Origin of the sequence: Methylobacterium sp. J-001, from assembly GCF_022829565.1 — a bacterium.
Taxonomy (GTDB): Bacteria; Pseudomonadota; Alphaproteobacteria; order Rhizobiales; family Beijerinckiaceae; genus Methylobacterium.
Genome location: NZ_JAKSYN010000042.1, coordinates 1 through 22991, shown reverse-complemented (window position 1 = coordinate 22991; position 22991 = coordinate 1). Strand labels below are relative to the sequence as shown.

At 69.1% G+C, this 22991-nt stretch carries 22 protein-coding genes; 12 read left to right on the top strand and 10 right to left on the bottom strand.

Features of this window, described 5'->3' with window-relative positions; genetic code table 11:
- Positions 1-89: 89 nt before the first annotated feature.
- The 11 genes from MKK65_RS04005 (at position 90) to MKK65_RS03955 (ending at position 9575) form a co-directional block, all read left to right on the top strand.
- Entirely contained in the window at positions 90-578 is a 489-nt protein-coding gene (locus MKK65_RS04005) for a phasin (protein ID WP_243955545.1), read from the top strand.
- 133 nt (positions 579-711) lie between these two features.
- The gene (locus tag MKK65_RS04000) at positions 712-1077 is read left to right on the top strand and encodes a hypothetical protein (RefSeq protein WP_243955543.1); all 366 of its coding nucleotides are present in this window, start codon (positions 712-714) and stop codon (positions 1075-1077) included.
- A 500-nt stretch (positions 1078-1577) separates the two neighbouring features.
- Positions 1578-2600, top strand: a complete 1023-nt coding sequence (phnD, locus tag MKK65_RS03995; RefSeq protein ID WP_243955541.1) for a phosphate/phosphite/phosphonate ABC transporter substrate-binding protein — start codon at positions 1578-1580, stop codon at positions 2598-2600.
- Positions 2597-3406: a phosphonate ABC transporter ATP-binding protein gene (gene phnC, locus MKK65_RS03990; protein WP_243955539.1), complete on the top strand. Its 810-nt coding sequence runs from the start codon at positions 2597-2599 to the stop codon at positions 3404-3406. Before phnD ends, phnC begins: the two co-directional genes overlap by 4 nt.
- Entirely contained in the window at positions 3403-4209 is an 807-nt protein-coding gene (phnE, locus tag MKK65_RS03985) for a phosphonate ABC transporter, permease protein PhnE (RefSeq protein ID WP_243955538.1), read from the top strand. Before phnC ends, phnE (MKK65_RS03985) begins: the two co-directional genes overlap by 4 nt.
- On the top strand, positions 4206-5018 hold the full coding sequence (phnE, locus tag MKK65_RS03980; RefSeq protein WP_243955537.1) for a phosphonate ABC transporter, permease protein PhnE: 813 nt from the start codon (positions 4206-4208) through the stop codon (positions 5016-5018). The genes phnE (MKK65_RS03985) and phnE (MKK65_RS03980) overlap by 4 nt, the downstream gene beginning before the upstream one ends.
- Positions 5019-5372: 354 nt before the next feature.
- Positions 5373-5633, top strand: a complete 261-nt coding sequence (locus MKK65_RS03975; protein WP_243955529.1) for a hypothetical protein — start codon at positions 5373-5375, stop codon at positions 5631-5633.
- A 288-nt stretch (positions 5634-5921) separates the two neighbouring features.
- Complete coding sequence (locus MKK65_RS03970; RefSeq protein WP_243955528.1) at positions 5922-6182, top strand: hypothetical protein; 261 nt, start codon at positions 5922-5924, stop codon at positions 6180-6182.
- 51 nt (positions 6183-6233) lie between these two features.
- Positions 6234-7124 carry an SMP-30/gluconolactonase/LRE family protein gene (locus MKK65_RS03965; protein WP_243955526.1) on the top strand — a complete coding sequence of 297 codons (891 nt, stop codon included), beginning with the start codon at positions 6234-6236 and terminating at the stop codon, positions 7122-7124.
- Positions 7125-7198: 74 nt separating this feature from the next.
- A complete protein-coding gene (locus tag MKK65_RS03960; RefSeq protein WP_243955524.1) occupies positions 7199-9028 on the top strand; it encodes a glycoside hydrolase family 15 protein in 1830 nt (609 codons plus the stop codon).
- A 34-nt stretch (positions 9029-9062) separates the two neighbouring features.
- Positions 9063-9575, top strand: coding sequence for a hypothetical protein (locus MKK65_RS03955; RefSeq protein ID WP_243955522.1), 513 nt, complete (start codon positions 9063-9065; stop codon positions 9573-9575).
- A gap of 330 nt (positions 9576-9905) precedes the next feature.
- On the opposite strand, the gene MKK65_RS03950 is transcribed toward MKK65_RS03955, so the two are convergent.
- The 5 genes from MKK65_RS03950 to MKK65_RS03930 all read right to left on the bottom strand — a co-directional run bounded on the left by MKK65_RS03950 (position 9906) and on the right by MKK65_RS03930 (position 14447).
- The gene (locus MKK65_RS03950) at positions 9906-10544 is read right to left on the bottom strand and encodes a L,D-transpeptidase (RefSeq protein WP_058193406.1); all 639 of its coding nucleotides are present in this window, start codon (positions 10542-10544) and stop codon (positions 9906-9908) included.
- Between the two features lie 130 nt (positions 10545-10674).
- Positions 10675-11493, bottom strand: a complete 819-nt coding sequence (locus MKK65_RS03945; protein ID WP_243955516.1) for a transglutaminase-like domain-containing protein — start codon at positions 11491-11493, stop codon at positions 10675-10677.
- Positions 11494-11557: 64 nt separating this feature from the next.
- Complete coding sequence (locus MKK65_RS03940; RefSeq protein WP_243955514.1) at positions 11558-12487, bottom strand: transglutaminase family protein; 930 nt, start codon at positions 12485-12487, stop codon at positions 11558-11560.
- A 75-nt stretch (positions 12488-12562) separates the two neighbouring features.
- Entirely contained in the window at positions 12563-13102 is a 540-nt protein-coding gene (locus MKK65_RS03935) for a response regulator (protein ID WP_409565364.1), read from the bottom strand.
- 178 nt (positions 13103-13280) lie between these two features.
- On the bottom strand, positions 13281-14447 hold the full coding sequence (locus MKK65_RS03930) for a transglycosylase SLT domain-containing protein (RefSeq protein ID WP_243955510.1): 1167 nt from the start codon (positions 14445-14447) through the stop codon (positions 13281-13283).
- Between the two features lie 316 nt (positions 14448-14763).
- Between MKK65_RS03930 and alaS the strand changes: the two genes are divergently transcribed.
- Positions 14764-17454, top strand: a complete 2691-nt coding sequence (gene alaS / locus MKK65_RS03925; RefSeq protein WP_243955508.1) for an alanine--tRNA ligase — start codon at positions 14764-14766, stop codon at positions 17452-17454.
- A gap of 70 nt (positions 17455-17524) precedes the next feature.
- On the opposite strand, the gene MKK65_RS03920 is transcribed toward alaS, so the two are convergent.
- The 5 genes from MKK65_RS03920 to MKK65_RS03900 form a co-directional block, all read right to left on the bottom strand.
- Positions 17525-17800 (bottom strand): hypothetical protein, encoded by a 276-nt coding sequence (locus tag MKK65_RS03920; RefSeq protein ID WP_243955507.1) that lies wholly within the window; start codon positions 17798-17800, stop codon positions 17525-17527.
- A 439-nt stretch (positions 17801-18239) separates the two neighbouring features.
- Positions 18240-18638, bottom strand: coding sequence for a DUF2147 domain-containing protein (locus MKK65_RS03915; protein ID WP_243955505.1), 399 nt, complete (start codon positions 18636-18638; stop codon positions 18240-18242).
- Between the two features lie 34 nt (positions 18639-18672).
- Positions 18673-19350 carry a hypothetical protein gene (locus MKK65_RS03910; RefSeq protein WP_409565359.1) on the bottom strand — a complete coding sequence of 226 codons (678 nt, stop codon included), beginning with the start codon at positions 19348-19350 and terminating at the stop codon, positions 18673-18675.
- Positions 19351-19509: 159 nt separating this feature from the next.
- Positions 19510-21198: a dihydrolipoyl dehydrogenase gene (gene lpdA / locus MKK65_RS03905; protein WP_243955503.1), complete on the bottom strand. Its 1689-nt coding sequence runs from the start codon at positions 21196-21198 to the stop codon at positions 19510-19512.
- 407 nt (positions 21199-21605) lie between these two features.
- On the bottom strand, positions 21606-22955 hold the full coding sequence (locus MKK65_RS03900; RefSeq protein WP_409565363.1) for a 2-oxo acid dehydrogenase subunit E2: 1350 nt from the start codon (positions 22953-22955) through the stop codon (positions 21606-21608).
- Between the last annotated feature and the right edge of the window lie 36 nt (positions 22956-22991).

Here is a 22991-nt window from a genome sequence, read left to right as displayed (position 1 = left end):
GACTGCGGCGCAGGTGGCATATGGCGGCGAATCAGTTATTGTGCAGTGCACAAGGCGCCATCAACAGCCGAATAAAAGAGGAGACGAGCATGAGCACCCCCCCGAACTACGAAGTCCCGACCGAGATGCGCGACTTCGCCGAGAAGAGTGTCGAGCAGGCCCGTAAGGCGTTCGACAGCTTCATCGGTGCCGCCCGCCGGACCGCCGACACCGTCAAGGGGTCGGCCGAGGTCGCTCGCACCAATGCGCAGGACGTCTCGTCGCGCGGTTTCGAATACGCCGAGCAGAACGTGAACGCCGCGTTCGACCTCGCGCAGAAGCTCGTCCGCTCGCGCGACGTGCAGGAGGCGATGCAGCATCAGGCCGAGTTCGTGCGCAGCCAGTTCGCCGCCATCCAGGCGCAGGCGAAGGAGTTCAGCGGCATCGCCCAGAGCGCGATGCAGGAGGGCGCCGAGCGTGCCAAGTCGGCGATGCAGCAGAGCGCCGAGGAAGCGCGCAAGGCCATGGAGCAGGGCCAGGATGCGGCCCGGCAGGCCGGCCAGAACGTCCAGGACGCCGCCGACCGCTCGACGCACTGACACCTGCGCGTCGGTGATCGCACCAGCGGCCCGCTTCCGGTTTCCGGGGGCGGGCCGTCTCGTTTTCGCCGGTATTGCCCCCGAAGTCGCAAGCGCGCGGGTGATGAGCCTGCTGCGCGCGAAAGGATCAGGAATGCGCCTCCCCATACATGGCCGGTCCGGGCTGCGGGCTCCGTTCCGGCTCACGCTCGCCGCCTTGGTGCTCGCTGTGGCGCTCCCGGGTACGGCGGCGGTCGCGCAATATGGAGGCGGCTATGGCGGACCGCCGCCCGGCTACGACGATCCGGCCGAGGAGGGTGGCTACCGCCGGGCCCCCCGCCGCCGCGAAGGCCAGCCGGTCGGTTTCAATTGCGACGCCATCCAACAGGGCCTGACCGGCCCGAAGCCGTTCGCCTGCCCGCTCCCGGGTCCGCGTCCGCTCGGCGTGCGTTGCTTCTGCGATCTCCCGATCGCCTCCTTCAGCCCGCCGCAGACCGCGGTCGGCCGCGTGGTGCCCTGACGAGACTGTCACTGGCGCGTCCGGACGAAACACGTCTCCCTTCCCCCGCAGCAACGATATTCACACAACGGCTCGCGGAAAGCGCGCCGCGCTCTCCTCCCCCTTGCGGGGAGGAGTTGGAGGTGGGGGTCGCTCAGAAGGCACCACTGCGCCTTGTCCGGCACCACCCCCACCCCTGACCCCTCCCCGCAAGGGGAAGGGAAAACGCGTTGTGTTTTAGAGACTTGCGATAGAGCTTTTTGAAGTGTGAAGCCGCTAGCCCCCCGTAGAGGGGGGAGGGGTGCGTCGGGCTCGATCAGACTTCTGCCATCGGAATTGGCGATCCGGGCTGCGTCCGTTCTCCGCTTCATAAGCCGGCTTTCCTTTACCCCCCACGCACATCCAACCTTGCCTAATCCGAAGCCCGCCACCTAAAAGTTGGGAAAGGGAAGCGTCACCCCAACCGGGTGACGACGGGACGGGGCGGGCCTCAGGGCACCGCTCCGCGGGGAGAGAGACGCGTGACACTCGCTCGGTACGGCGCGGCCTTGGCGCTGCTCTGCGGATTCGGCCTCCTGTCGCCCGCGCGGGCCGCGGAATGCGCGAATCGCGGCCAGCTCGACGACACCTACTGCGACACCAATCAGGATCTTGTCGCCGATATCCCGGCCAAAACGCGCGACCCGAGCGTCATCGTGTTCGCCTACACGCCGGTCGAAGATCCCGCCGTCTACGAGAATGCGTTCAAGCCGTTCACGACCTACCTGTCGCAATGCACGGGCAAGCGCGTCGTCTATTATCCGGTCCAGTCGAACTCGGCGGAAATCGAGGCGATGCGTTCCGGACGGCTCACCGTCGCCGGCTTCTCCACCGGGCCGCTGGGCTTTGCGGTGAACATGGCCGGGGCTGTGCCGTTCGCCGCCAAGGGCACCGAGAAGGGGCCCGAGGGCTACAACCTGATCGTCGTCGTGAAGGCGAGCAGCCCGTACAAGACCCTGGCCGACCTCAAGGGCAAGCGCGTCGCTCACACGGCACCATCGTCGAATTCCGGAAATCTCGCCCCGAAGGCGCTTTTTCCCGCGGAGGGCCTCAAGCCCGGTGAGGATTACAAGGTCGTCTACTCGGGTGGCCACGATAAGTCGGCGCTCGGCGTCGGCACCGGCGACTACGATGCCGCCCCGGTGGCCTCCGACGTCTTTAACCGCATGGTCGCCCGGGGCACGATCAAGGGCGACGACTACCGGATCATCTACACCAGCGAGAAATTTCCGAGCTCGGGCTTCGCCTACACGCACGATCTCAAGCCGGAACTTGCCGAGAAGCTGAAGCAGTGCTTCTACGACTTCCGCTTCCCGCCCGACATGGTCAAGGATTTCGAGGGCGACGACCGGTTCGCGCCGATCACCTACCTCAAGGACTGGGCGATCGTGCGCAAGGTCGCGGAGGATTCGGGCACGCCCTACAACAAGGCCGCCTACGAGCGCGAGGCGGCCCGAGAGGCCGAGGCCGCGCGCAAGAAGGCCGACGCCGCGGGCAAGCCGTGACGGCCGGCGCCGCGCTGCGCGCCCCCGGGATCGAGCCGCGGGCGGAGGATCCGCGCGCGCTGGTGATCCGAGGCCTCGTCAAGGAATACCGGGCCGGGCAGCCGGTCCTGCGGGGCATCGACCTCGTGGTGCCGGGCACGGGCCTCACCGCGATCATCGGACCGTCCGGCACCGGCAAGAGCACGCTGATCCGGTGCATCAACCGGCTGGTCCAGCCAACGGCCGGTGAGATCCTGTTCCGCGGCGAGGATCTGGCCAAGCTCTCCGGCCGATCCTTGCGCCGGGCGCGGCGGCGGATCGGGATGGTGTTCCAGGAATACAATCTGGTCGAACGCCTGTCCGTGATGGAGAACCTGCTCTGCGGGCGCCTCGGCTACGTGCCGGTCTGGCGCGCCTGGCTGCGGCGGTTCCCCGAGGCCGATATCCAGCGCGCCTTCGATTTGCTCGACGCGGTCGGGCTGTCGGGCTTCGCCACGCGCCGGGCCGATGCCCTGTCGGGCGGCCAACGTCAGCGGGTCGGCATCGCCCGGGCGATCATGCAGGAGCCGGAGATCGTGCTCGCCGACGAGCCGACCTCGTCCCTCGATCCCAAGAGCTCCGTGGAGATCATGGAGATCCTGTCGCGGCTCGCGGCCGAGCGCGGGGTGCCGGTGGTCGTCAACATCCACAACGTGGCGCTGGCCCAGCGCTTCGCCACGCGGATCGTCGGCATGTCGGGCGGCCACGTCGTCTATGACGGGCCGCCCGACCGCCTGAGCGAGCGCGACCTGCGCGGCATCTACGGCGGCGAGAACTGGCTCGAATGAGCGCCGCACCCCGACCGGCCGACCGAAGCGCCGCCGCCCCCATCCCCTTCCGCCCCAACTGGACCGCCCGGGCCGGCTGGCTGCTGCTCGCCCTCTACGCGGTCTATGCCGCGAGTCAGCTCGGCTTCGCGCCCGAGCGCTTCGCCACCGGGCTGACCCACGGCCGCCAGTTCCTGGCCAGGATGTTCCCGCCGAACTTCTCACGGTGGGAGCTGATCCAGTCCGGCATCGTCGAGAGCGTGCAGATCGCCGTGATCGCCACGGTGATCGGCATCGTGATCGCCCTGCCGATCGGCTTTCTCGCCGCCCGCAACCTGATGCCGGCCTGGGTGACCTGGCCGACCCGGGCGCTGATCGCCCTGTGCCGATCGTTCCACCCGATCATCGTGGCGATCCTGTTCGTGAAGGCGATCGGCTTCGGGGCGCTGGCCGGCGTGATGGCGCTGATCGTCGCCTCGGTGGGCTTCATCAGTAAGCTGTTCGCCGAGGCGATCGAGGAGATTTCCCTGAAGCAGGTCGAGGCGGTGCGGGCGACCGGCGCCGGCTTCCTGTCGACGCTGATCATGGGCGTGCAGCCGCAGGTGCTGCCGCGCTTCATCGGCTTCGCCACCTACCAGCTCGATTCCAACCTGCGGAACTCGACGATGGTCGGGATCGTCGGCGGCGGCGGCATCGGGGCGACCCTGTTCACCGCCTACCAGCGCTTCGACTACGACGTGGTGCTGGCGATCCTGATCGTCATCGTCGCGCTGATCATGGTGGCCGAGATCGTCTCGGGCTGGGCCCGGGCGGTGTTCCAGTGAGCGCCGGAGCCGCCCTCGCGGCCCCGCCGCGCCGTTGGCAGCGCTTCTCGCTCTGGAAGCGCTTGGCGCGCCTCGCCTTCACCCTGTTCGCCGTGGCGGCCTTCGTGGCGAGCCTGCGCACGATCGAGGTGATCCCAGAATTCCTCTACGACGCCCCCGACCAGATGGCCGACCTGTTCGGCCGGATGTGGCCGATGGATGCCGGCTATATCGGGCCGACCCTGCGCGCATTGGTCGAGACCCTGCATATCGCGACGCTGGGCACGCTGATCGCCATCGCGATCGCGGTGCCGATCGGGCTGCTCGCCGCCCGCAACGTCACCCCCAGCCTGCCCCTGAACCTGTTCGCCAAGTTCGTGTTCGTGACCTCCCGGTCGGTGAATTCCCTGGTCTGGGCGCTGCTGTTCGTGGCGGTGTTCGGCCCGGGGCCGCTCGCCGGGACCCTGGCGATCGCCCTGCGCTCGGTGGGCTTCACCGGCAAGCTCCTGGCGGAGGCGCTCGAGGAATCGAACCGCGGCTCCATCGAGGCGCTCCAGGCCGCCGGCGCCGGACGCCGCGCGACGCTGCTGCTCGGCTACTGGCCGCAGGTGAAGCCGGCCTTCTGGTCGATCGCGCTGTTCCGCTGGGACATCAATATCCGCGAATCCGCCGTGCTGGGCCTCGTCGGGGCCGGGGGCATCGGCGTGGCGCTCGATACCGCCCTGAACCTGCTCTACTGGGACCAGGTGGCGGTGGTGCTGGCCGCGATCTTCGCGGTGGTGATCGTGGCTGAGATCCTCGTCACGACGGTGCGGGCGAAGGCTCTGTAAGGCTGCGCTGTCAGGCAGGGCGAACTGTCGGATCGACGCGCCGCACCGGAATAACCGGGTGGATACGTCCATCGAATGATCTTCCAGAGCGGTCGGCAACATGACAGCCGCCGGCGCATGGTGTCCCCAGCCGAAGCCATCGTGGCGGCGCGCCTGCAACAGACCTCTTAATCAAAAGTTGTAAATCGGCAGCGCACGACGCGCAGCCCCATGATAATGCCCGGCTCAATTTAATCCCCGCCGGTGCGTGCGCGCCGGCACGTCACGGCGGGAGGCGGCTCCCCATCTTAGTCTCAAGCAAGAGGAAACGGGCTCGAACCATCGAGCCGTACTTGTAGGAGCTTGAGTATAACCGTGAAGACCCGTATCGCCGCCATCGTCGCCGCCCTTGTCCTTGGCGTTGCTCCAATCTCGTCTGCTATGGCCGACAATGGCGCCCGCTGGACCGGTTTCGCGCCCTATGACGTGGAGGCCACCCATTCGCTCGGTTTCGGTGTGCACGACGGCCCCTACTACGAGGGCTGCCCGATGAGTTCGGCCGCCGAAGGCAACGCCAACCAGCAGACCCGCCCCGTAAAGCAGTACGGTCAGAACGCCGGCGGAAACCGCTGCTGAGCGGGCTTGGCTTTCTTTCCCGAAAGAACGACGGGCGGACGGTAGGCGGCGCCTGCTTTCCTCCCCCTTGCGGGAGAGGAGTTCGAGGTGGGGTGGATCAGAAGGCACCGCTGCGCCCCATGCGGAGCCACCCCCACCCCTCGCCCCTCTCCTCAGGGAGAGGGGGGAGAGCGCGGTGCTTCAAGTGATGCCTGCCGAACGCGCAAGGGGCGGGGTCGCGGCCAGCGGCGGCGCCACGCTTCGACACAACCGGACAACACACCCCATGCTGCAAGGAGAGCGCGCCCCATGACACGCTTGAGCCTGAAGCGGGCTGGATTGATCGTCGGCCTGATCGTGTCGCCGGCATGCCTGGGTGCGGCGCAGGCCGGCCCCTACACCGGCACCGGTGGCGGTCCCGAGACGACGGTGAACGCCCCCTATCGATCCCCGGTGGGCCAGACCGTCCCGCCGGGCCGTGCGGCCGCCCCGTTGCACGATCCGCACGAGCGGACGGAGCGGCAGAAAGCTCTCGATTCTGTCCTCGGCAGCATCTGCGACGAGTGCTGAACCGGCGCCCTTGTCACACAGATTTTGATCGGCACAAGCGGGATTGGTCTTTTGGATTGTTTGCACGACGCCTGTGTTCTGAGCCAGGTCCGCTGCCATCTCGGTGAAGGGCCGAGCTACGATCCGCGCACGAACACGGCGTGGTGGGTCGACATCCTCGAAGCGCGTTTGTTTGAAAAACTGGTCTCCGGATCCTGCAAGGCCCTCGTCCACGTCTTGCCGTTCCAGTGCAGCGACATCGCGGCGATCGACGGGGGGCACCAGCTGCTCTCGGCCGAGGACGGCCTCTATGTCCGGGCGATCCGGGACGGCGATATCCGGATCCTCTGTCCGCTCGAGGAGGAGCTGAAAGGCAACCGGTCCAATGACGGCCGCGTCCACCCGTGCGGAGCACTCTGGATCGGCACGATGGATCGGGACGCCGCGAAGGGACGCGGCTCGATCTACCATGTCGCCGGCACCCGGGTGCGCCGCTTGTTCGGCGGCTTGACCATCCCGAACGGCATCAGCTTCTCGCCGGACGGCGCCACCGGCTACTTCGTCGATACCGATGAAGGTCTGCTGCGTCGGGTGGCGCTCGATCCCAGGACGGGACTGCCGAACGGCTCGATCGAAACCCATTACGATCATCGCGGCGGCGAAGGCGGCATCGACGGTGCCGCGGTCGACGCGGAGGGCCTGATCTGGACGGCTCGCTTCGGCGCCGCCTGCCTCGATGCCTACAATCCCGCGGGTGAGCGGGTCCGCACCGTGCCGGTGCCGGTACGGCAGCCGACCTGCCCGACCTTTGCAGGCCGCGATCTCGACCGACTGCTGGTCACGTCCGCCTACGAAGGCATGGACGCGGCGGAGCGTGCCGCCGACCCCGAACACGGTCGGACCTTCCTCGTCGATGTCGGTGCCCGCGGGCTGCTGGAACCGCCCTTCCGGCTCGGCGCCTGATCCGGCCGACCGCACCGGAACCGTCCCGTTCACACGCCGCAGCTGGAGATTCCGCGCGGTCACGAGGAGTCGTCATGTCCGACGCGGGCGAGCGCCCCTATCAGCCGATCGAGGCCTATGCCCTCATCGGCAATTGCGAGGGCTGTGCCCTGGTCGCCCGTGACGGCGCGATCGACTGGGCGTGCCTGGAGCGCTTCGACGCCGCCCCGACCTTCTCGCGGCTGCTCGACCGGCGGCGCGGTGGTTCTTTCACCATCCGCCCGGCGGGCCGGTACGAGACGACGCGGCAATATCTGAGCCGCAGCAACATCTTGGAGACCACCTTCACCACCGAGGACGGGTTCGTCACCCTGCACGATTTCATGGTTGGTCCGGAGGGCGGGCCGGGCCGGCCGCGCCTGGTGCGACGCGTCAGCGGCGTGTCCGGCAAGGTCCCGATGCGGGTCGAGTACCGGCCGCTGGCTGGGTTCGCGGAGAGCTTCGCCCCGCCGGCGATCGCGGGCGGCCGGATCGTGACGCCGGGATGCCCGAGCCTCCTGGCGGACGTCGCTCTGGTGCCGGACGGGGACGGCGCGGCCATCCGCTTCACCCTGGCGGCCGGCCAGGAGCGCAGTTTCAGCCTCTACAGCGACACACTGCCCGAGACGCCACCGGACACGCGCGCCCTGATGGAGCGGACCCGTAGCGCCTGGGTGCTGTGGACCCAGGATGCGGCCTATACCGGGCCCCTTGCCGACGAGCTGATCCGTTCGGCCTTGGTCCTCAAAGCGCTGACCTACGCACCGACCGGGGCGATCATCGCCGCGGCCACCACCTCCCTGCCGGAGGAAATCGGCGGCATCCGCAACTGGGATTACCGCTTCTGCTGGATCCGCGACGCCTGCCTGTCCTTCTACGTCCTGAAGAAGTTCGGGATGCTGCGCGAGGCCGAGGCTTTCTTCGGTTTCGTGACCGAGCTGTGCGAGCGCGCGAATGGCCGGCTGCGGCCGCTCTACAGCGTCTCGGGCGAGGGCGATCTCACTGAGACCACGATCGCTCATTTCGAGGGCTGGCGCGGCAGCGCGCCGGTGCGGGCCGGCAACGAGGCGGCCGAGCAACACCAAGCCGATGCCTACGGACAGGTGCTCGACCTACTCTACCTCTACACGCGGCTCGGAGGGACGCTGCCGGAGGCGATGCACCGCCACGGGGCCCGGCTCGCCGACATCTCGGCCGCGCATTGGCACAAGCCCGATGCCGGTCTCTGGGAGCCGCGCAAGCCCGAGCGGCGCTATCTCCACGCCGCCATCATGAACTGGGTCGCCCTGGATCGGGCGATCCGCCTGTTCGGTCCCCGTGAGTCCTGGTGCCGGGAGCGCGACCGGATCGTGGCTTGCGTGAACGGCGAGGGCATCCACCGGGACGGTTACTACCCACAATATCTCGGCGGCGACGCTGTCGACGCCGCCCTGCTGATGGCCCCGATGGTCGGCTTCCCAGTGGACGCGGCGGCGTTCGCCCGGACCGTCGATGTCGTGATCGAACGCCTCGGCCACGGCCACCTCGTCTACCGCTACCGCAACGACGACGGCCTGCCCGGCCACGAAGGCACGTTCCTGCTCTGCGCCTTCTGGCTGGTCGACGCCCTCCTGTGGCTCGGCCGCGACGAGGAGGCGCGGCTGCGCTTTAACGCCCTGCGGGCCCTGCAGAACGATGTCGGGCTCTACGCCGAGGAGGCGGCCGAGGACGGGACCTTCCTGGGCAACTTCCCGCAGGCCTTCAGCCATCTCGGCTTCATCCACAGTGCCCTGATGCTCGACCTGTTCGAGCACGGCGGCCGCGCCGCGGTGCAGGGCACCTACGCCGACCGCTCCCTGCGCGAGACGAAGAAGCGCCGGGCGCCGGAACTCGGCGGCGCCGCCTGATCGTTCCCGTTCCATCCCCCAAGCCGGAGTGCCTGTGTCCATCTCGAGCCGCCACGAAGCCCGCCTGCTCACCGCCGACGAGGCTGAACTCGTCGCGCAATCCCATCACCCGAAGCTGCGCGAGGCCAATGACGGAAACCTCGCCGAGTTGATCAGCCGGCTCCGCGAACGCCGTGATCGTGCGCGGGATGTTTCCCGACGACAGCGCCGGGAGTTGCGCGGCAAGGCGGCTCCCTCTGGCGCGCGACCGGCAACGGACAACACCGGCACACGCGAGAAGGCCGCGCTGCTCGCGGCCGCGGTCAAGCGTGCCAGCAAGGAGACCGAGCGGCGGCGGAATGCGCAGGCACGCGGAAGCCTGGTCACGAGCGCGCGCAGGGCGTTGGCGATGAAGCAGGCGGCGGGCGACCCAACCGCCGGGCGGCCATCCTCGCGCACCGCCGACGCGGGCATGAACCCGGTCCCGAACGAGGGTCTCGCTCCCTCCGGCGCGCTCGACAGCCAGGGCCAGGAAGTGGCCATGCGGCGGGGTGGCGGGCCGCGGTAGCATCGCGCCGGCAAAGGTTGAGGCGTCGGCTCGGCGTCCGGGCCCGCGCTGTCTCCCGGTCCGCGAGATTGCAGAGCGGAGTGCCTCATCCGTCCGAGGCCGCAAAGCCGAACTCTGAATGACGGGATGAGTGCTTTGGCGATCGTCCACGTTGAGCGGGTTCGATAACGAAAAGCCGGCCGATCACGGGTGTGATCGGCCGGCTTTTCTAGACAGAATCAGTCTCTAAGGGGCATTAGTCTACCTAGTGCTTCCTGCGAAGCGGGGCGATCTTCGACCGCCCGGCCACTCAGGAAGGCCCGTGGGACTTGAACCTCTGATCCGGTCGGATCAGTTCAGCACGACCACCTTGGCGCCGACCTTCACCCGCTCGTAGAGATCGGTGACGTCGTCGTTGGTCATCCGGATGCAGCCCGAGGACACAGCCTGACCGATCGTGTCCGGCTCGTTGGAGCCGTGGATGCGGTACTCGGTGTTGCCGATATACATGGCGCGGGCGCCGAGCGGGTTCTCGATGCCGCCAGCCATGTAACGCGGCAGGTCGGGGCGGCGGGCGATCATGGCCTTCGGGGGCGTCCAGGACGGCCACTCGCGCTTGGCGGTCACCTTGTTGACGCCGCTCCAGCTGAAGCCCGGACGGCCCACGCCGACGCCGTAGCGGATGGCCTCGCCGTTGCCGGTCACGAAGTACAGGCGGCGCTCGGCGGTGGAGACAACGATCGTGCCCGGCGCGTAAGGGGCATTGAACGCCACGATCTCGCGGGGGATCGGCTGGACCTGCGCCTGCGGGGCGTCCTGCACGCCCTGACCGTAGCCCGGGGTGCCCTGATAGCCGTACTGGCCCGGATCCGAGTAGTACTCCTCGGCGCCGTTGGCGCCGAAGGGATCGTAGGCCGGAGCTGCCAGCGCCGGGGCGGCAAGAACAGTTGCGGCGAGGAGCGCCGCAAGCGCGGTGGCCGAGGTCTTCATGGGGTGCCTGCCTGTGCGATAACCTTTGCTATTACAAGCGTGAGCATAGGTTGGCAGTTCCATGGTCCGAAGAAGATTTTGCTTGACGTCGGAATACGTAACAGGGTTCGCCCGTGTCGGTCTCCGATCGTTAACCAACCTCGTCGGTGTGGACGTCGAAGCGCGCCAAATGGGCGTAGCCGAAATTGGTCGAGATCGCGCAATCGGTGGCGTCGCGCCCCCGCGCCATGACGATCCGCCCGATCCGCTGGCGGTTGTGCCGTGCGTCGAACGTGTACCAGCGCGGGCCCTCCGGGCCGTCCAGGTAGACCTCGAACCAGGCCGAGAAATCCATCGGCGCAGGATCGACCGGCACGCCGATATCGCCGAGATAGCCGGTGGCGTAGCGCGCCGGGATGTTCATGCACCGGCAGAACGCGATCGCCAGGTGCGCGAAGTCCCGGCAGACGCCTTCGCGCTGCATGAAGCCGTCATGGGCGGTGCGGGTGGCGTCGGCGCGCTGATAGTCGAAGCGGATGCGCTCGTGCGTGTAGGCCACGATCGCCTGGACCCGCGCCCAGCCCTCCGGCGTGCCGCCGAACAGCGACCACGCGGTCTGCGAGAGCTTGTCGGTGTCGCAGTAGCGCGAGCCCAGCAGGTAGACCATCACGTCGTCGGGCAGGTCCTGGACCGGGATCTGGCGGGCATCGGGGGCGTAGGCGTCGAGCAGGCCGGAATCCTGGATCGTGAAGTCCGCCGAGATCGTCAGCAGGCCCGGCGGCGCCAGGATGCGGTGGCAGACATTGCCGAAGGCGTCCTGATACTCGCGGGCCGGGATCCACGGGTCGAAATTGATCACCTGCGGGGTCAGAAGGTCCGGCATCCGGGACGGGTGGACGCTCAGCATCAGGATCATGGGCGTCGGCTGGGTGAGGCTGAAGGCGATATCGTAACCGGTCCTGATCTTCATCGCGGCCACCTGTGTCCCCATGCCCCGGCGGGTCGCCCCGCATGCTCGATCCGAATGTGGAGCTTCAACGCGCCATTATTGGTGGATGCGCCTGAAACCCACGTGTTTTTGCCTCTTCGTCGGGCAGTTCGACCACGTCAACATCGACCCGCATGCCGAGGTCGTCGCTGGCCAGCCCGAAGAACGAGCCATGCAAGGGCACGGCCTGTGCCGGATCGCGGGTCACCGCCACGCGGATCAGGTCGCGGTTGCCGACGATCCCGTTGGTCGGGTCGAATTCGATCCAGCCGGCGCCCGGCAGGTAGACCTGCAGCCAGGCATGGGTCGAGCCGCCGCCGACGTGGCGGGCCCGGTCGTTGCGAGGGTTGTACAAGTATCCGGAGACGAACCGGGCGGCCATGCCGAGCGCCCGGACCGCCTCCATCATCAGCACCGCGAAGTCGCGGCACGAGCCGCGCTTGCTGCGCAGCGTCGTCAACGGCTCCTGCACGCCCTTCTCGGAGCGGGCGAGATAGGTGAAGTTCGCCCGCACGCTGCGGGTCATGTCGGCGAGCAATTCCTGGGTCGGAATCCGGCCGTCGGCGGGGATGAAGCTGCGCGCCCAGGCATCGACATCGTGGCGCGGGTCGGGCCATTGCCGCTCGATCGACCGGGACAGGTCGGGCATGTCCTCCGCGCCGTAGCCGAACGGGTAATGCGTCGCGTGCGGCGCCAGCGGGAAGACCGGCGCGTGCTCGGGCGTGTGGTCGAGGGTGATGCCGCATTCGAAGGTCAGCGTCTCCGCGCGGCCCTCGAAGGTCGCCACCGCGACGCAATTGCCGAACACGTCGAACATCCACCGCAGGGCGGCGGGCTCGGGGGTGATCCCGAGCGACGCCTCGATGAGGCGCTGGTCGTAGCTGTCCCGGGGCCGGAACATGATCCGGTGCTCGCCGAAGGCGACCGGACGCCGGTACCGGTAGACCGTGCGGTGACGGACGGACAGGATCGGCAAAGACAGAGGCTCCGGGCTCGCGCCGATACGTCGGCGGTCAATGCAAGGGCCGGGCCCGACGCCGCGGGCGCCGTCTCAGGTAACCGGCGGCGCCGGATCCGTGGTCGCCCGCTCGGCCTCGACCAGCACGTCGAAGGGCCGCCAGGGCTTGGCGATGAATACCGCCTCGCTGGGCAGGTCGGGCCGGCGGATGCCGTGCCCCGAGGTGACCACCAGCCGGGCGCGGGGCCACAGGGTCGCGACCGCGCGGGCGAGCTGCAGGCCGTCCATCGCGCCCGCGAGCCGGACATCGGCGAAGACCAGCGCCACGTCGCCGCCCCGCGCCTGAAGCACGGTCAGGGCCGCCTCGGCGCTGTCGCAGCCGATCACGTCGAGCTCGGTCTCCTCGAGGAGGGTTTCGGCCAGGGCGCGGATCTGGGGATCGTCCTCGACCACGAGGGCGAGGCGCTGCGCCGGACCTTCGGCCGGGCTGGGCGTCGCCGCGCGCGGCGCGGCGGCTTCGGCGTCGTTCTGACGGACCCGGCGGACCAGGGCGGCCAGATGCTCCGGCACGCCTTCCGAGACGAGGTCGTCGTAGATCGATGCCAGGGTCTGGCCGATCTGGTCGAGCGGGATGCTGCTCGGCGAGAGCGTATCAGTCAGCGGCGTGGCCGCGCTCGACAGAGGCTTTCTCAAGAACGTCCCCCGAAATCTCCGTGTCAGGCCGCGCGGACGTGGCACTTGTGGACGAACGTCGGCGGGACGCGGGGAGTTGCGCGCCGGGCCGCGAATTGGCCGCCCGCTCGCTGAGGCTTTACTGCGTGGCGATGCCGCTCTCGGCATCCGCGTAGGCCATGATGCCCGACACCGCCCGGACGTTCTGGTAGCGCGTGCCGCGGGTGCTCATCATCGTCTCGAACTTCTCGTGGACCTGCGCCACAGAGAGGCTGGCCGGCTTCCGGTGCCGGCCGCGACCGACGAAGCGCCCGGCGGCGAAGAAGATCGAGCGGTTGGCCCGGGCCGGGCCGGGCAGCAGCACGGCCGCGGCGGCGGCCGGCTTGTTGACCACGTTGGCCAGGAACTCCCCGGCATCATCGGCGCCCAGGAAGTGGGCGAGGTAGACCTCGCCGAGAGTCAGCTCGCGGCCGATGCGCTGGGCGATGCGAGCGGCGTCGCGCTTCAGCATCTCGCCGGCCATCAGCGCCGAGAGGTAGGGATCGCGGCGCAATTCAAGCACCCGGGCGCGCTCGGCCGGATCGGTGATCACCGGCCGGTCGTTTGCATCCGACGTGACCAGCGCGGCCTCCTTCTCCAGCCCGTAACGCGGGCCGAAATCGCGCACCACGCCGAGCCAGGTGCGCTCGATGAACTGATAGAGGCCGGTGGCCGAGGAGGTCTTGGCCTGGACTGCGGTGACGAAGCTCGATTCCTTGTCGGCCACCGCCATGAGCAGGACCGGATCGGTCTGGACGGCCTGGGCGGCGCGGACGATCGTCTGCACCAAGTGGCGCCGGATCTTCATGGGGCCGAATTCGAGGATGTCGTTCGGATCGCCGCCGGCGCTCTCCGAAAGCAGGAAATCGTAGGAGACACGGTCGACGCCGTTCGAGCCGACGGCCGTATCGAGGTCGTGGACGGCGGCGAAGCTCGCCGAGGCGCGCAGCGGCGTGCGCTCCAGCTCCTCGCTCAGCGCCACGGTGTGGATCCGCGGGCGGGGCATCGCCAATTCGGTGGCGGCCTGCGCCGAGGAGACCGCCTGAGTCAGCCCGACCTTGCCGAGATCGATCCCCGATCCGATCAGGGCGGCGCTGAGGCCGCCGGCGATCAGCGCGACGGTGAGCACCGAGCGGGCCAGCGCCGGAACGCTCCCGTGGGCACGGCCCAGCATCGGCTGTGCGGTGATGGCATCGACCCGGCCGGACCCGAACCGGCCCTGCTTGCTCGTGACGTTCCTCGGCGATCCGACCGTGCGGCCCTGCATCGTGTACCCGATTCCTCACGCGCCGGTGATGGCGCCTTGGACACACCATCGCTTGACAGATGTGGCGACAACACGGCCGTGCTTGTGGCGGCTGTGGGGCGGGCCGGGACGATTTCGCGGCAGGCGTGTCGGCGACCCGGTCCGGGTCGCCTTCCGCGAGCGTGCCCGGCGCAGTCGGGGCGCGCCTGATCCAAGGCCGTGCGCGCCCTTCGCGATTGCTACGCGATCGGGAACGGCTCTAAGAGGACGCCATGCGGGTTGCACCTGAAACGGGTGGCGGCCCAGTCCCTTGAGCCCTGCTTAGAGTTCTGCCCCGATGAGCGGCGTCAACGAGATCCGGTCGACCTTCCTCGATTTCTTCGCGCGTGCGGGACACGAGGCCGTACCGTCTTCGAGCCTTGTCCCGAAGAACGACCCCACGCTGATGTTCACGAATGCCGGCATGGTGCAGTTCAAGAACGTCTTCACCGGCGTCGAGAAGCGCGCCTACGACCGGGCCACCACGGCGCAGAAATGCGTGCGCGCCGGCGGCAAGCACAACGACCTCGACAATGTCGGGTACACCGCGCGCCATCACACGTTCTTCGAGATGCTCGGCAACTTCTCGTTCGGAGACTATTTCAAGGACCGGGCGATCGAGCTGGCCTGGACGCTGATCACCAAGGAATTCGGCCTCAAGCCTGACCGGCTGCTCGTCACCGTCTACGCTGACGACGACGAGGCTGCGAACCTGTGGAAAAAGATCGCCGGCTTCTCCGATGACAAGATCATCCGGATCGGGACCTCCGACAATTTCTGGCAGATGGGCGATACCGGCCCCTGCGGCCCGTGCTCGGAGATCTTCATCGACCAGGGCCCGACGCTCCAGGGCGGCCCGCCCGGTTCCCCGGACGAGGATGGCGACCGCTTCCTCGAGTTCTGGAACCTCGTGTTCATGCAATACGAGCAGCTGGAGCCCGGCGTGCGCAACCCGCTGCCGAGGCCCTCGATCGATACGGGCATGGGCCTGGAGCGCATGGCCGCGATTCTCCAGGGCGTGCATTCGAACTACGACACCGACCTGTTCAAGGCGCTGATCGACGCCGTGGCCCACGCGGTCTCACGGGCGCCCGAGCCCGCCACCATGGCCTCCTACCGGGTGATCGCCGACCACCTGCGGGCCTCGTCCTTCCTGGTCGCCGACGGCGTGCTGCCGGGTAACGAGGGCCGCGGCTACGTCCTGCGCCGGATCATGCGCCGGGCCATGCGGCACGCCGAGATCCTCGGCGCCCGCGAGCCGACCATGTACCGGTTGGTCCCGACGCTGGTGCGTGAGATGGGCCAGGCCTATCCGGAGCTGATGCGGGCCGAGGCGCTGATCGGCGAGACCCTGAAGCTGGAGGAGACCCGCTTCCGCCGGACCCTGGAGCGGGGCCTGTCGATTCTGGATTCCGAGACCCGCGATCTGACGGCCGGCGACAAGCTTTCCGGCGACACCGCCTTCACCCTCTACGACACCTATGGCTTCCCCCTCGATCTGACCCAGGACGCCCTGAAGGCCCGGGGCATCGGCGTCGATACCGACGCGTTCTCGGCCGCGATGCAGCGCCAGAAGCAGGCGGCGCGCGAGGCCTGGAAGGGCTCCGGCGAGGCCGCCACCGAGACGGTCTGGTTCGGCATCCGCGAGCGCGTCGGCGCCACCGAGTTCCTGGGCTACGAGGCTGAAGCCGCCGAGGGCATCGTCACCGCGCTGTTGCGCGACGGCGTCGAGGTGCAGAGCCTGGAGGCCGGGCAGACCGGCCTCGTGCTGGTCAACCAGACGCCGTTCTACGCGGAATCCGGCGGCCAGGTCGGCGATACCGGCCAGATTCTGAGCGCCGGGCTTCGGGCCCGCGTCACCGACACCGAGAAGAAGCTCGGCGACCTGTTCGTCCACCATGTCAGCGTGGAGGAGGGGACGCTCAGCCTCGACCAGCCGGTGGAGCTGAAGGTCGACCATGCCCGCCGTAAGGCGATCCGGGCCAACCACTCCGCCACCCATCTCCTGCACGAAGCGCTGCGGCAGGTGCTGGGCGACCACGTCGCTCAGAAGGGCTCGCTGGTGAGCCAAGAGCGGCTGCGCTTCGACATCAGCCATCCGAAGCCGATCGAGGCTGAGGAACTCGCCCGGGTCGAGGACATCGCCAACGCGGTGCTGCTCCAGAACGCCCCGGTGGTGACCAAGCTGATGGCGGTAGACGACGCCATCGCGTCCGGCGCCCGGGCTTTGTTCGGCGAGAAGTACGGCGACGAGGTGCGCGTCGTCTCGATGGGCCTGCCGGTGGATGCGGACGGTACCGAGACCGGTCGCGCCCGCCTCAAGAATTTTTCCATCGAGCTGTGTGGCGGCACCCATGCCGGGCGCACCGGCGATATCGGGGCGATCACGATCGTGGGCGAGAGCGCGGTCGGCGCCGGCGTCCGCCGGATCGAGGCACTCACCGCCGACGCGGCCCGCCATCACCGGGCCGAGGAGGCCCGCACGCTCGCCTCTTTGGCCGGCATCCTCAAGGCGCCGGTCACGGAGGCGCCCGACCGCCTGACGGCCTTGATGGAAGAGAAGCGCCGCCTGGAGCGGGAATTGGCCGACACCCGCCGCAAGCTCGCCATGGGTTCTTCGGACCCGGACTCGGGTCGTTCGTCACGCCAGAGCGAAATCGGCGGCGTGGCGTTCCGGCGCTCGGTGGTCGAGGGGCTCGACATGCGCGACCTCAAGCCGATCATCGACGAGGAGAAGAAGCGTCTGGGCTCCGGCATCGTGGCGATCGTCGGCGTCTCGGCCGACGGCAAGGCCGGACTCGTGGTCGGCGTCACCGAGGATCTGACTGGCCGCTACGACGCGGTCGGGCTGGTCCGCGCGGGGGCCGGCGCGCTCGGCGGCAAGGGCGGCGGCGGTCGCCGCGATATGGCCCAGGCCGGCGGCCCCAACGGTGCCGGTGCCGAGGCGGCCCTCGACGCGATCGAGCAGGCGCTGACCGAGGCAGCCTGAGGCGACGCCGCAGTTACGAAAACGGGCCGCGTCGTCACCGACGCGACCCGCTTCAGGTTAGGTGTGCGGCTTACTTCCCGCCGCCGCCGCCCTGCGGCGCGACCTGCGTGGGCTGGTTGGCGTTGCCGGCGGCGGCGGAATCGTTGGAGATCGAATCCGCCGGCCGTCCGGTCGGCGAGTAGGTGATGGCGCCCTCGGCCCCGGTCGCGTTCGATTGCGGTGTCACAACGCCGGGTGCACCGGGCGGCACAACCACGGCGGTGCTGGTCGGCGTCTCAATCACCTGGGCAAAGGCCGGCGCGGCCAGGAAGGTCGCGAGGGCGGCGGCCAGAATCGTCTTGGTCATGAGAAGTCCTGTCTCTGTCGAGTCGAGGCAAAGAACTTCGGTCGCGCGCAATCGATCCCGTGTAAATCGATAAATCACGCCGTCGTGTACCGGTATTCGCCCTTCGAGATACCTGTCCGTCCCGCGTGTGAGGGAATAATATTCTGCCCAAGCTTGAGTGCGCGAGGGAGGCCGGACCATTCACTTTGCTGGTTTCAGGCCATTCATCGCCGTGCAGCGTTTAAGCCGGCGGGTTGAACGAGGTCAGGCTGGGATAACAGATCTGGCTTTGCGCTTCCGAGAAGCTGGCCGCCTCTGCGACAGACTGGCGGGAACGCGCGATGTGTCGCGTCGCCAACTGGAATCCTGACAGAGGATCCCACCTGCCCAACCGGGAGGCACGGGAGAACGATCTTCTAAAAGGGCGGTCGGCACCGCTGGTGATCCTGTCGCCTCCGCGTCAATTCACCCGGGTCCACGTCTGGCGCTTGCAGAACACGCTCATCACGCAGCCGGAGACTTCGAGCGCGTTCGGGCCGGTCAGCCGCAGCGCGCCGGAATAGGTCTTTCCGTCGTTCGGATTGTAGAGCGAGCCGCTATAGCCGGCCCCATCCGCCTGCCTTGCGTCGAGGATCTGCACCCCGACGACGCTGCGGGCGCGTAGTGCCGGGTCCGGGTTCTTGGCGTCGAGGGCCTTGCCGGGGGCGCTGACGATGGTGCCGCAATAGCCGCCACCGCAGGGGGTGACCTTCACCCGGGAACTGCCGGTCTCGGTGAGCCAGAGGCCGGCCGGATCGGCGGCCAGGGCCGGGCCGCAGACCGGCATCGAAGCGAGCAAAGCCAAGACCGCGCGACGCATCCTCGTTCTCCCCAACCGGCCGTTTGAGGCTCTCTTACCGCGAAGCTTCCGGCAGTGCACCGCCCAGATAGGTCTCGGCGACCTCGCAGAACGGCTGGCCGGCGCCGGTGGAGAGCACGGCGTCGATCTCGAACAGCGGGTCGTCGGGGCCTGTCGCCGCGGCCTGCGGGAACGGGCGGACCGCGATGGTCTGCCGGGTCGGCTCCAGCGGACGCACCACCCGGCCGAAGGGCGTGCGGGTGCCGTCCAGGGTGGCGTTCATCTCGGGCGTCAGGCGCGCCGGGACGTACCAGTTGTCGGCCTCCGACAGGACCCGGTCGCCGCAGGCCAGCCGGACCCGGCGGTACCGCACCGGCTCGTCGGGGCCGATCGCCAGGCGGGCGCGTTGGGCGGGGCTCAGCGGCTTGTCGGCCACATCCATGCGCCGGGCGACAAGATGCGGATCGCCGGCGAGCTTGTGGTCGGCGCACCAGCTCTCCAAAGCGAGGGTCGCGCTGTGGGCCGCCAACACCCGGCTCTGCAGGGACGCGATCAGGGCGGCCTGCGGCTGGGCGGCGGCCGGCGCCTCGGCCGCGACGGCCGACGGCCTCATCGGGATCCCCGCCAGCAGCGCGGCGAGGCCGAGATGGAGCGCCCAGTCGCGCCGGACCAGGAACGCGACGCAGCGTTTGACCGCCCGCGGATCAAGCGCGGTGATGGTGACTCTTGGCATCGGAACGTCCCGGACCGGCTAATTCGGCACACCGCATCGTCTCGGCCCGAATCCCCCCGGGGTGGAGGCGTCCTGTTGTTCTGCGGACGGGCCGGCGCAGCCGAGCCGTCCCCGGCCTCGCGGCAGACGGTTTAGCCAACCTGAGCCTTGGGGTCGAGACTATGCCGAGCGCCGCGCCGGAGGCAGGTCGGTGCAGAGGCCGAGCGCGGCTTCGGCGGCGAGCCCGATGGTCTCGCCGAGTGTCGGGTGCGGGTGGATCGTGCGGCCGATATCCGTCGCGTCGGCGCCCATCTCGATGGCGAGCACGATCTCGCCGAGCATGTCGCCCGCGCTCGGTCCGGCGATGGCGCCGCCGACGATCCGCTGGGTCTCCGCGTCGAACAGCAATTTGGTCAGGCCGTAATCGGCGCCGTTGGCGATGGCCCGGCCCGAGGCCGCCCAGGGGAAGCGCGCTACCTCGACCGCCCGCCCGGCCGCCTTGGCGGTAATCTCCGTGAGGCCGGCCCAGGCGATCTCGGGATCGGTATACGCCACCGACGGGATCACGGCGGCGTCGAACCCGGCCCTGTGGCCGGCGGCCACCTCGGCGGCGACGTGGCCCTGGTGCACCGCCTTGTGGGCCAGCATCGGCTGCCCGACGAGGTCGCCCACCGCCAGGATGTGCGGCACGCTGGTGCGCATCTGCGCATCCACCGGCACGAAGCCACGCTCCACGGCGACACCGGCCGCGTCGAGGCCCAGCGCATCGCCGTTCGGGCGCCGGCCCGCCGCCTGGAGCACGAGGTCGTAGACCTGCGGCTCCGCCTCGCCCGCGAGCGTCACGGCGATGCCCTCGGGTGTCGCACTGACTGAAGCGACCTCGGCCCCGGTGCGTATCCGGTCGAACCGGTGGGCGTTGCGCTTGGTCCAGACCGCCACGAGGTCCCGGTCCACCCCCTCCAGGAGGTTCGGCAGGCGCTCGACCACGTCGACCCGGGCGCCAAGCGCGCTGTACACGGTGGCCATCTCCAGGCCGATGATGCCGCCGCCGATCACCAGCAGGCGGCGGGGCACGAAGGGCAGCTCCAGCGCCCCCGTGGAATTCACGATGCGCGGATCGTCGGGCAGCATCGGCAGGCTAACCGGCGACGAGCCCGCCGCCACGATGGCGCTCCCGAATCCGACGGCGCGGCTGCCGCCCGCCTGCAACGCCACCGAGACGGCGTTCGACCCGGTGAAACGGGCTGTGCCGCACAGGACCTCGACCTTGCGCTGGCGCGCCATGTGGCTGAGCCCATCGGTCAGGCGCCGCACGGTGCCGGCTTTGAACGCCCGCAGCTTGTCGAGATCGATCGTCGGCGCACCGAAGCTGATCCCGTGGGCGGCGAGCCGCCCGGCCTCCTCGGTCACGGCGGCGACGTGCAGCAGCGCTTTTGAGGGGATGCATCCGACATTCAGGCAGACGCCGCCCAGCGTCGCCTCGCGCTCCACCAGGATCACGCGCTGCCCGAGATCCGCGGCCCGGAACGCCGCGGCGTAGCCGCCGGGCCCGCCGCCGATCACAAGGACATCGCAGGATTCGTCCGCCGGCGCGGCGGCGGGGGCCGCCGCAGGGGCGGTCGTCTCCGTCTCCACGGCCACCCGGGCGATCAGCGTTCCGGCCGAGACGGTATCGCCGAGGCCGACAAGCATCTCCACCAGCCGGCCGGCGACCGGGGAGGGGATGTCGAGGGTCGCCTTGTCGGATTCGACGATGAGCAGGGTCTGGTCGCGGGCGATCGTCTCCCCCGGCGCCACCGGGATCTCGATCACCGGCACGCCGGAAAAGTCCCCGATATCGGGGACGCGGATCTCGCGGGTCTCGGGCATGGCGGCGGCGATCACAGTCTGTTGAGATGGGCGGTAGGCATCGAGGCTGGCAGGGTTTTGCCCTCCCCCTTGTGGGGAGGGGTCAGGGGTGGGGGTGGTGCAGGCGGCACCGTTGCGCCTCTTCCGGCACTACCCCCACCTCCAATTCCTCCCCGCAGGGGCTAGGATATTCACACATCGGCTCGCGGAAGGCGGGACGAGCGCTCCTCCCTCTTGCGGGAAGGAGTTGGAGGTGGGGGTGGTTCAGACGGCACCGTGAGGCTCGATCCTGCACCACCCCCACCCCTTGCCCCTCCCCACAAGGAGGAGGGGAAAAGCGCGGTGCTTCAGACGCTTGCTGTCGGAACGATGCGTGAATCCGTTAGCCTGCAGGGGGGGAGGAGAGGGGCGCTCACCCAGCATCGCCATCACAGCAGCGCCCGGCGCAGGTCCGACAGGACCGAGGCGATGTGGCCGAGGAAGCGGGCGGCGGCGACGCCGTCCACCACCCGGTGGTCCCAGGACAGGCTGAGCGGCAGGATCAGCCGCGGCTGGAAGGCTTTTCCGTCCCAGACCGCCTCCGTGCGCGAGCGCGCCGCGCCCAAAATCGCGACCTCGGGGGCGTTGATGATCGGGGTAAAACCGTCGCCGCCGATGCCGCCGAGCGACGAGACCGAGAAGCACCCGCCCTGCATGTCCGCGCCCGAGAGAGTCCCGGCCCGGGCCTTGTCGGCGAGCGCCGCCATCTCGGTAGCGATCGCGATCAGGCCCTTGCGGTCACAGTCGCGCACCACCGGCACCATCAGGCCCTTCGGGGTATCCACCGCGAAGCCGATATGGACGTAGTCCTTGAGGACGAGGTCGGAGCCTTCCAGGGATGTGTTGAAGCGCGGATAGGCCCGCAGCGCGAGGGCGGCGGCCTTGATCAGGAAGGCGACCATGGTGACCCGGGCCGGAGGCGTGCGCGTCTCCGTGTTGAGCCCGACCCGGAACGCTTCGATCTCGGTAACGTCGGCCCGGTCGAAATTGGTCACGTGCGGGATGGTCAGCCAGTTGCGGCTGAGATTGGCGCCGGAGATCGTCTGGATCCGCGACAGGGGCTCCCGCCGCACCGGGCCGAACTTTTCGTAATCCACCTGCGGCCAGGGCGGCAGGCCGGCGCCGATGCCCGAGGGCGCGGCCTGGGCCTGGGCCGGGGCCTGGAGCGCCGACTTGACGAAGGCGTGCAGGTCCTCGCGCAGGATCCGTCCCTTGGGGCCGGTGGCGGGCACCCGGTCGAGGGTGATCCCAAGTTCGCGGGCGAGCTGGCGCACCGACGGGCTGGCGTGGACGTCGCCCGACGTGACCGGCCGCTGATCGTCGTTCGACGGCGCGGCCGGGGGAAGGCCCGCTTCGGATATGGCACGCGCACTCCCTCCCCCCTTCGCGGGGGAGGGTGGCCCCCGAAGGGGGTCGGGAGAGGGGAGCGCGGTATCCGGAAGAGGCACGACAGGTGTGAAACCCGCATCGTCGCGCTGCCCCTCTCCCCCCCCGCTGCGCAGGGTACCCTCCCCCGCAGAGGGGGCAGGAGGAGGCGCGTCAGCCGCCTCACCTCCCTCCGCAGGCTCGACGACGAGAATCGGCGGTCCCTCCGAGACATTCGAGCGCACAGCGAACAGCAACTCCCGGACGGCGCCGGCCACCGGGGAGGGGACCTCAATGGTCGCTGCGGCGGACTCGCTGCGTGGGAACATGTCGTTCCCGCCGAGCCGGTCGCTCGGTGGGTCCAGGCATGCTATCGTCCGTTCTGTGCGGACACTGACATCATCCGGTCT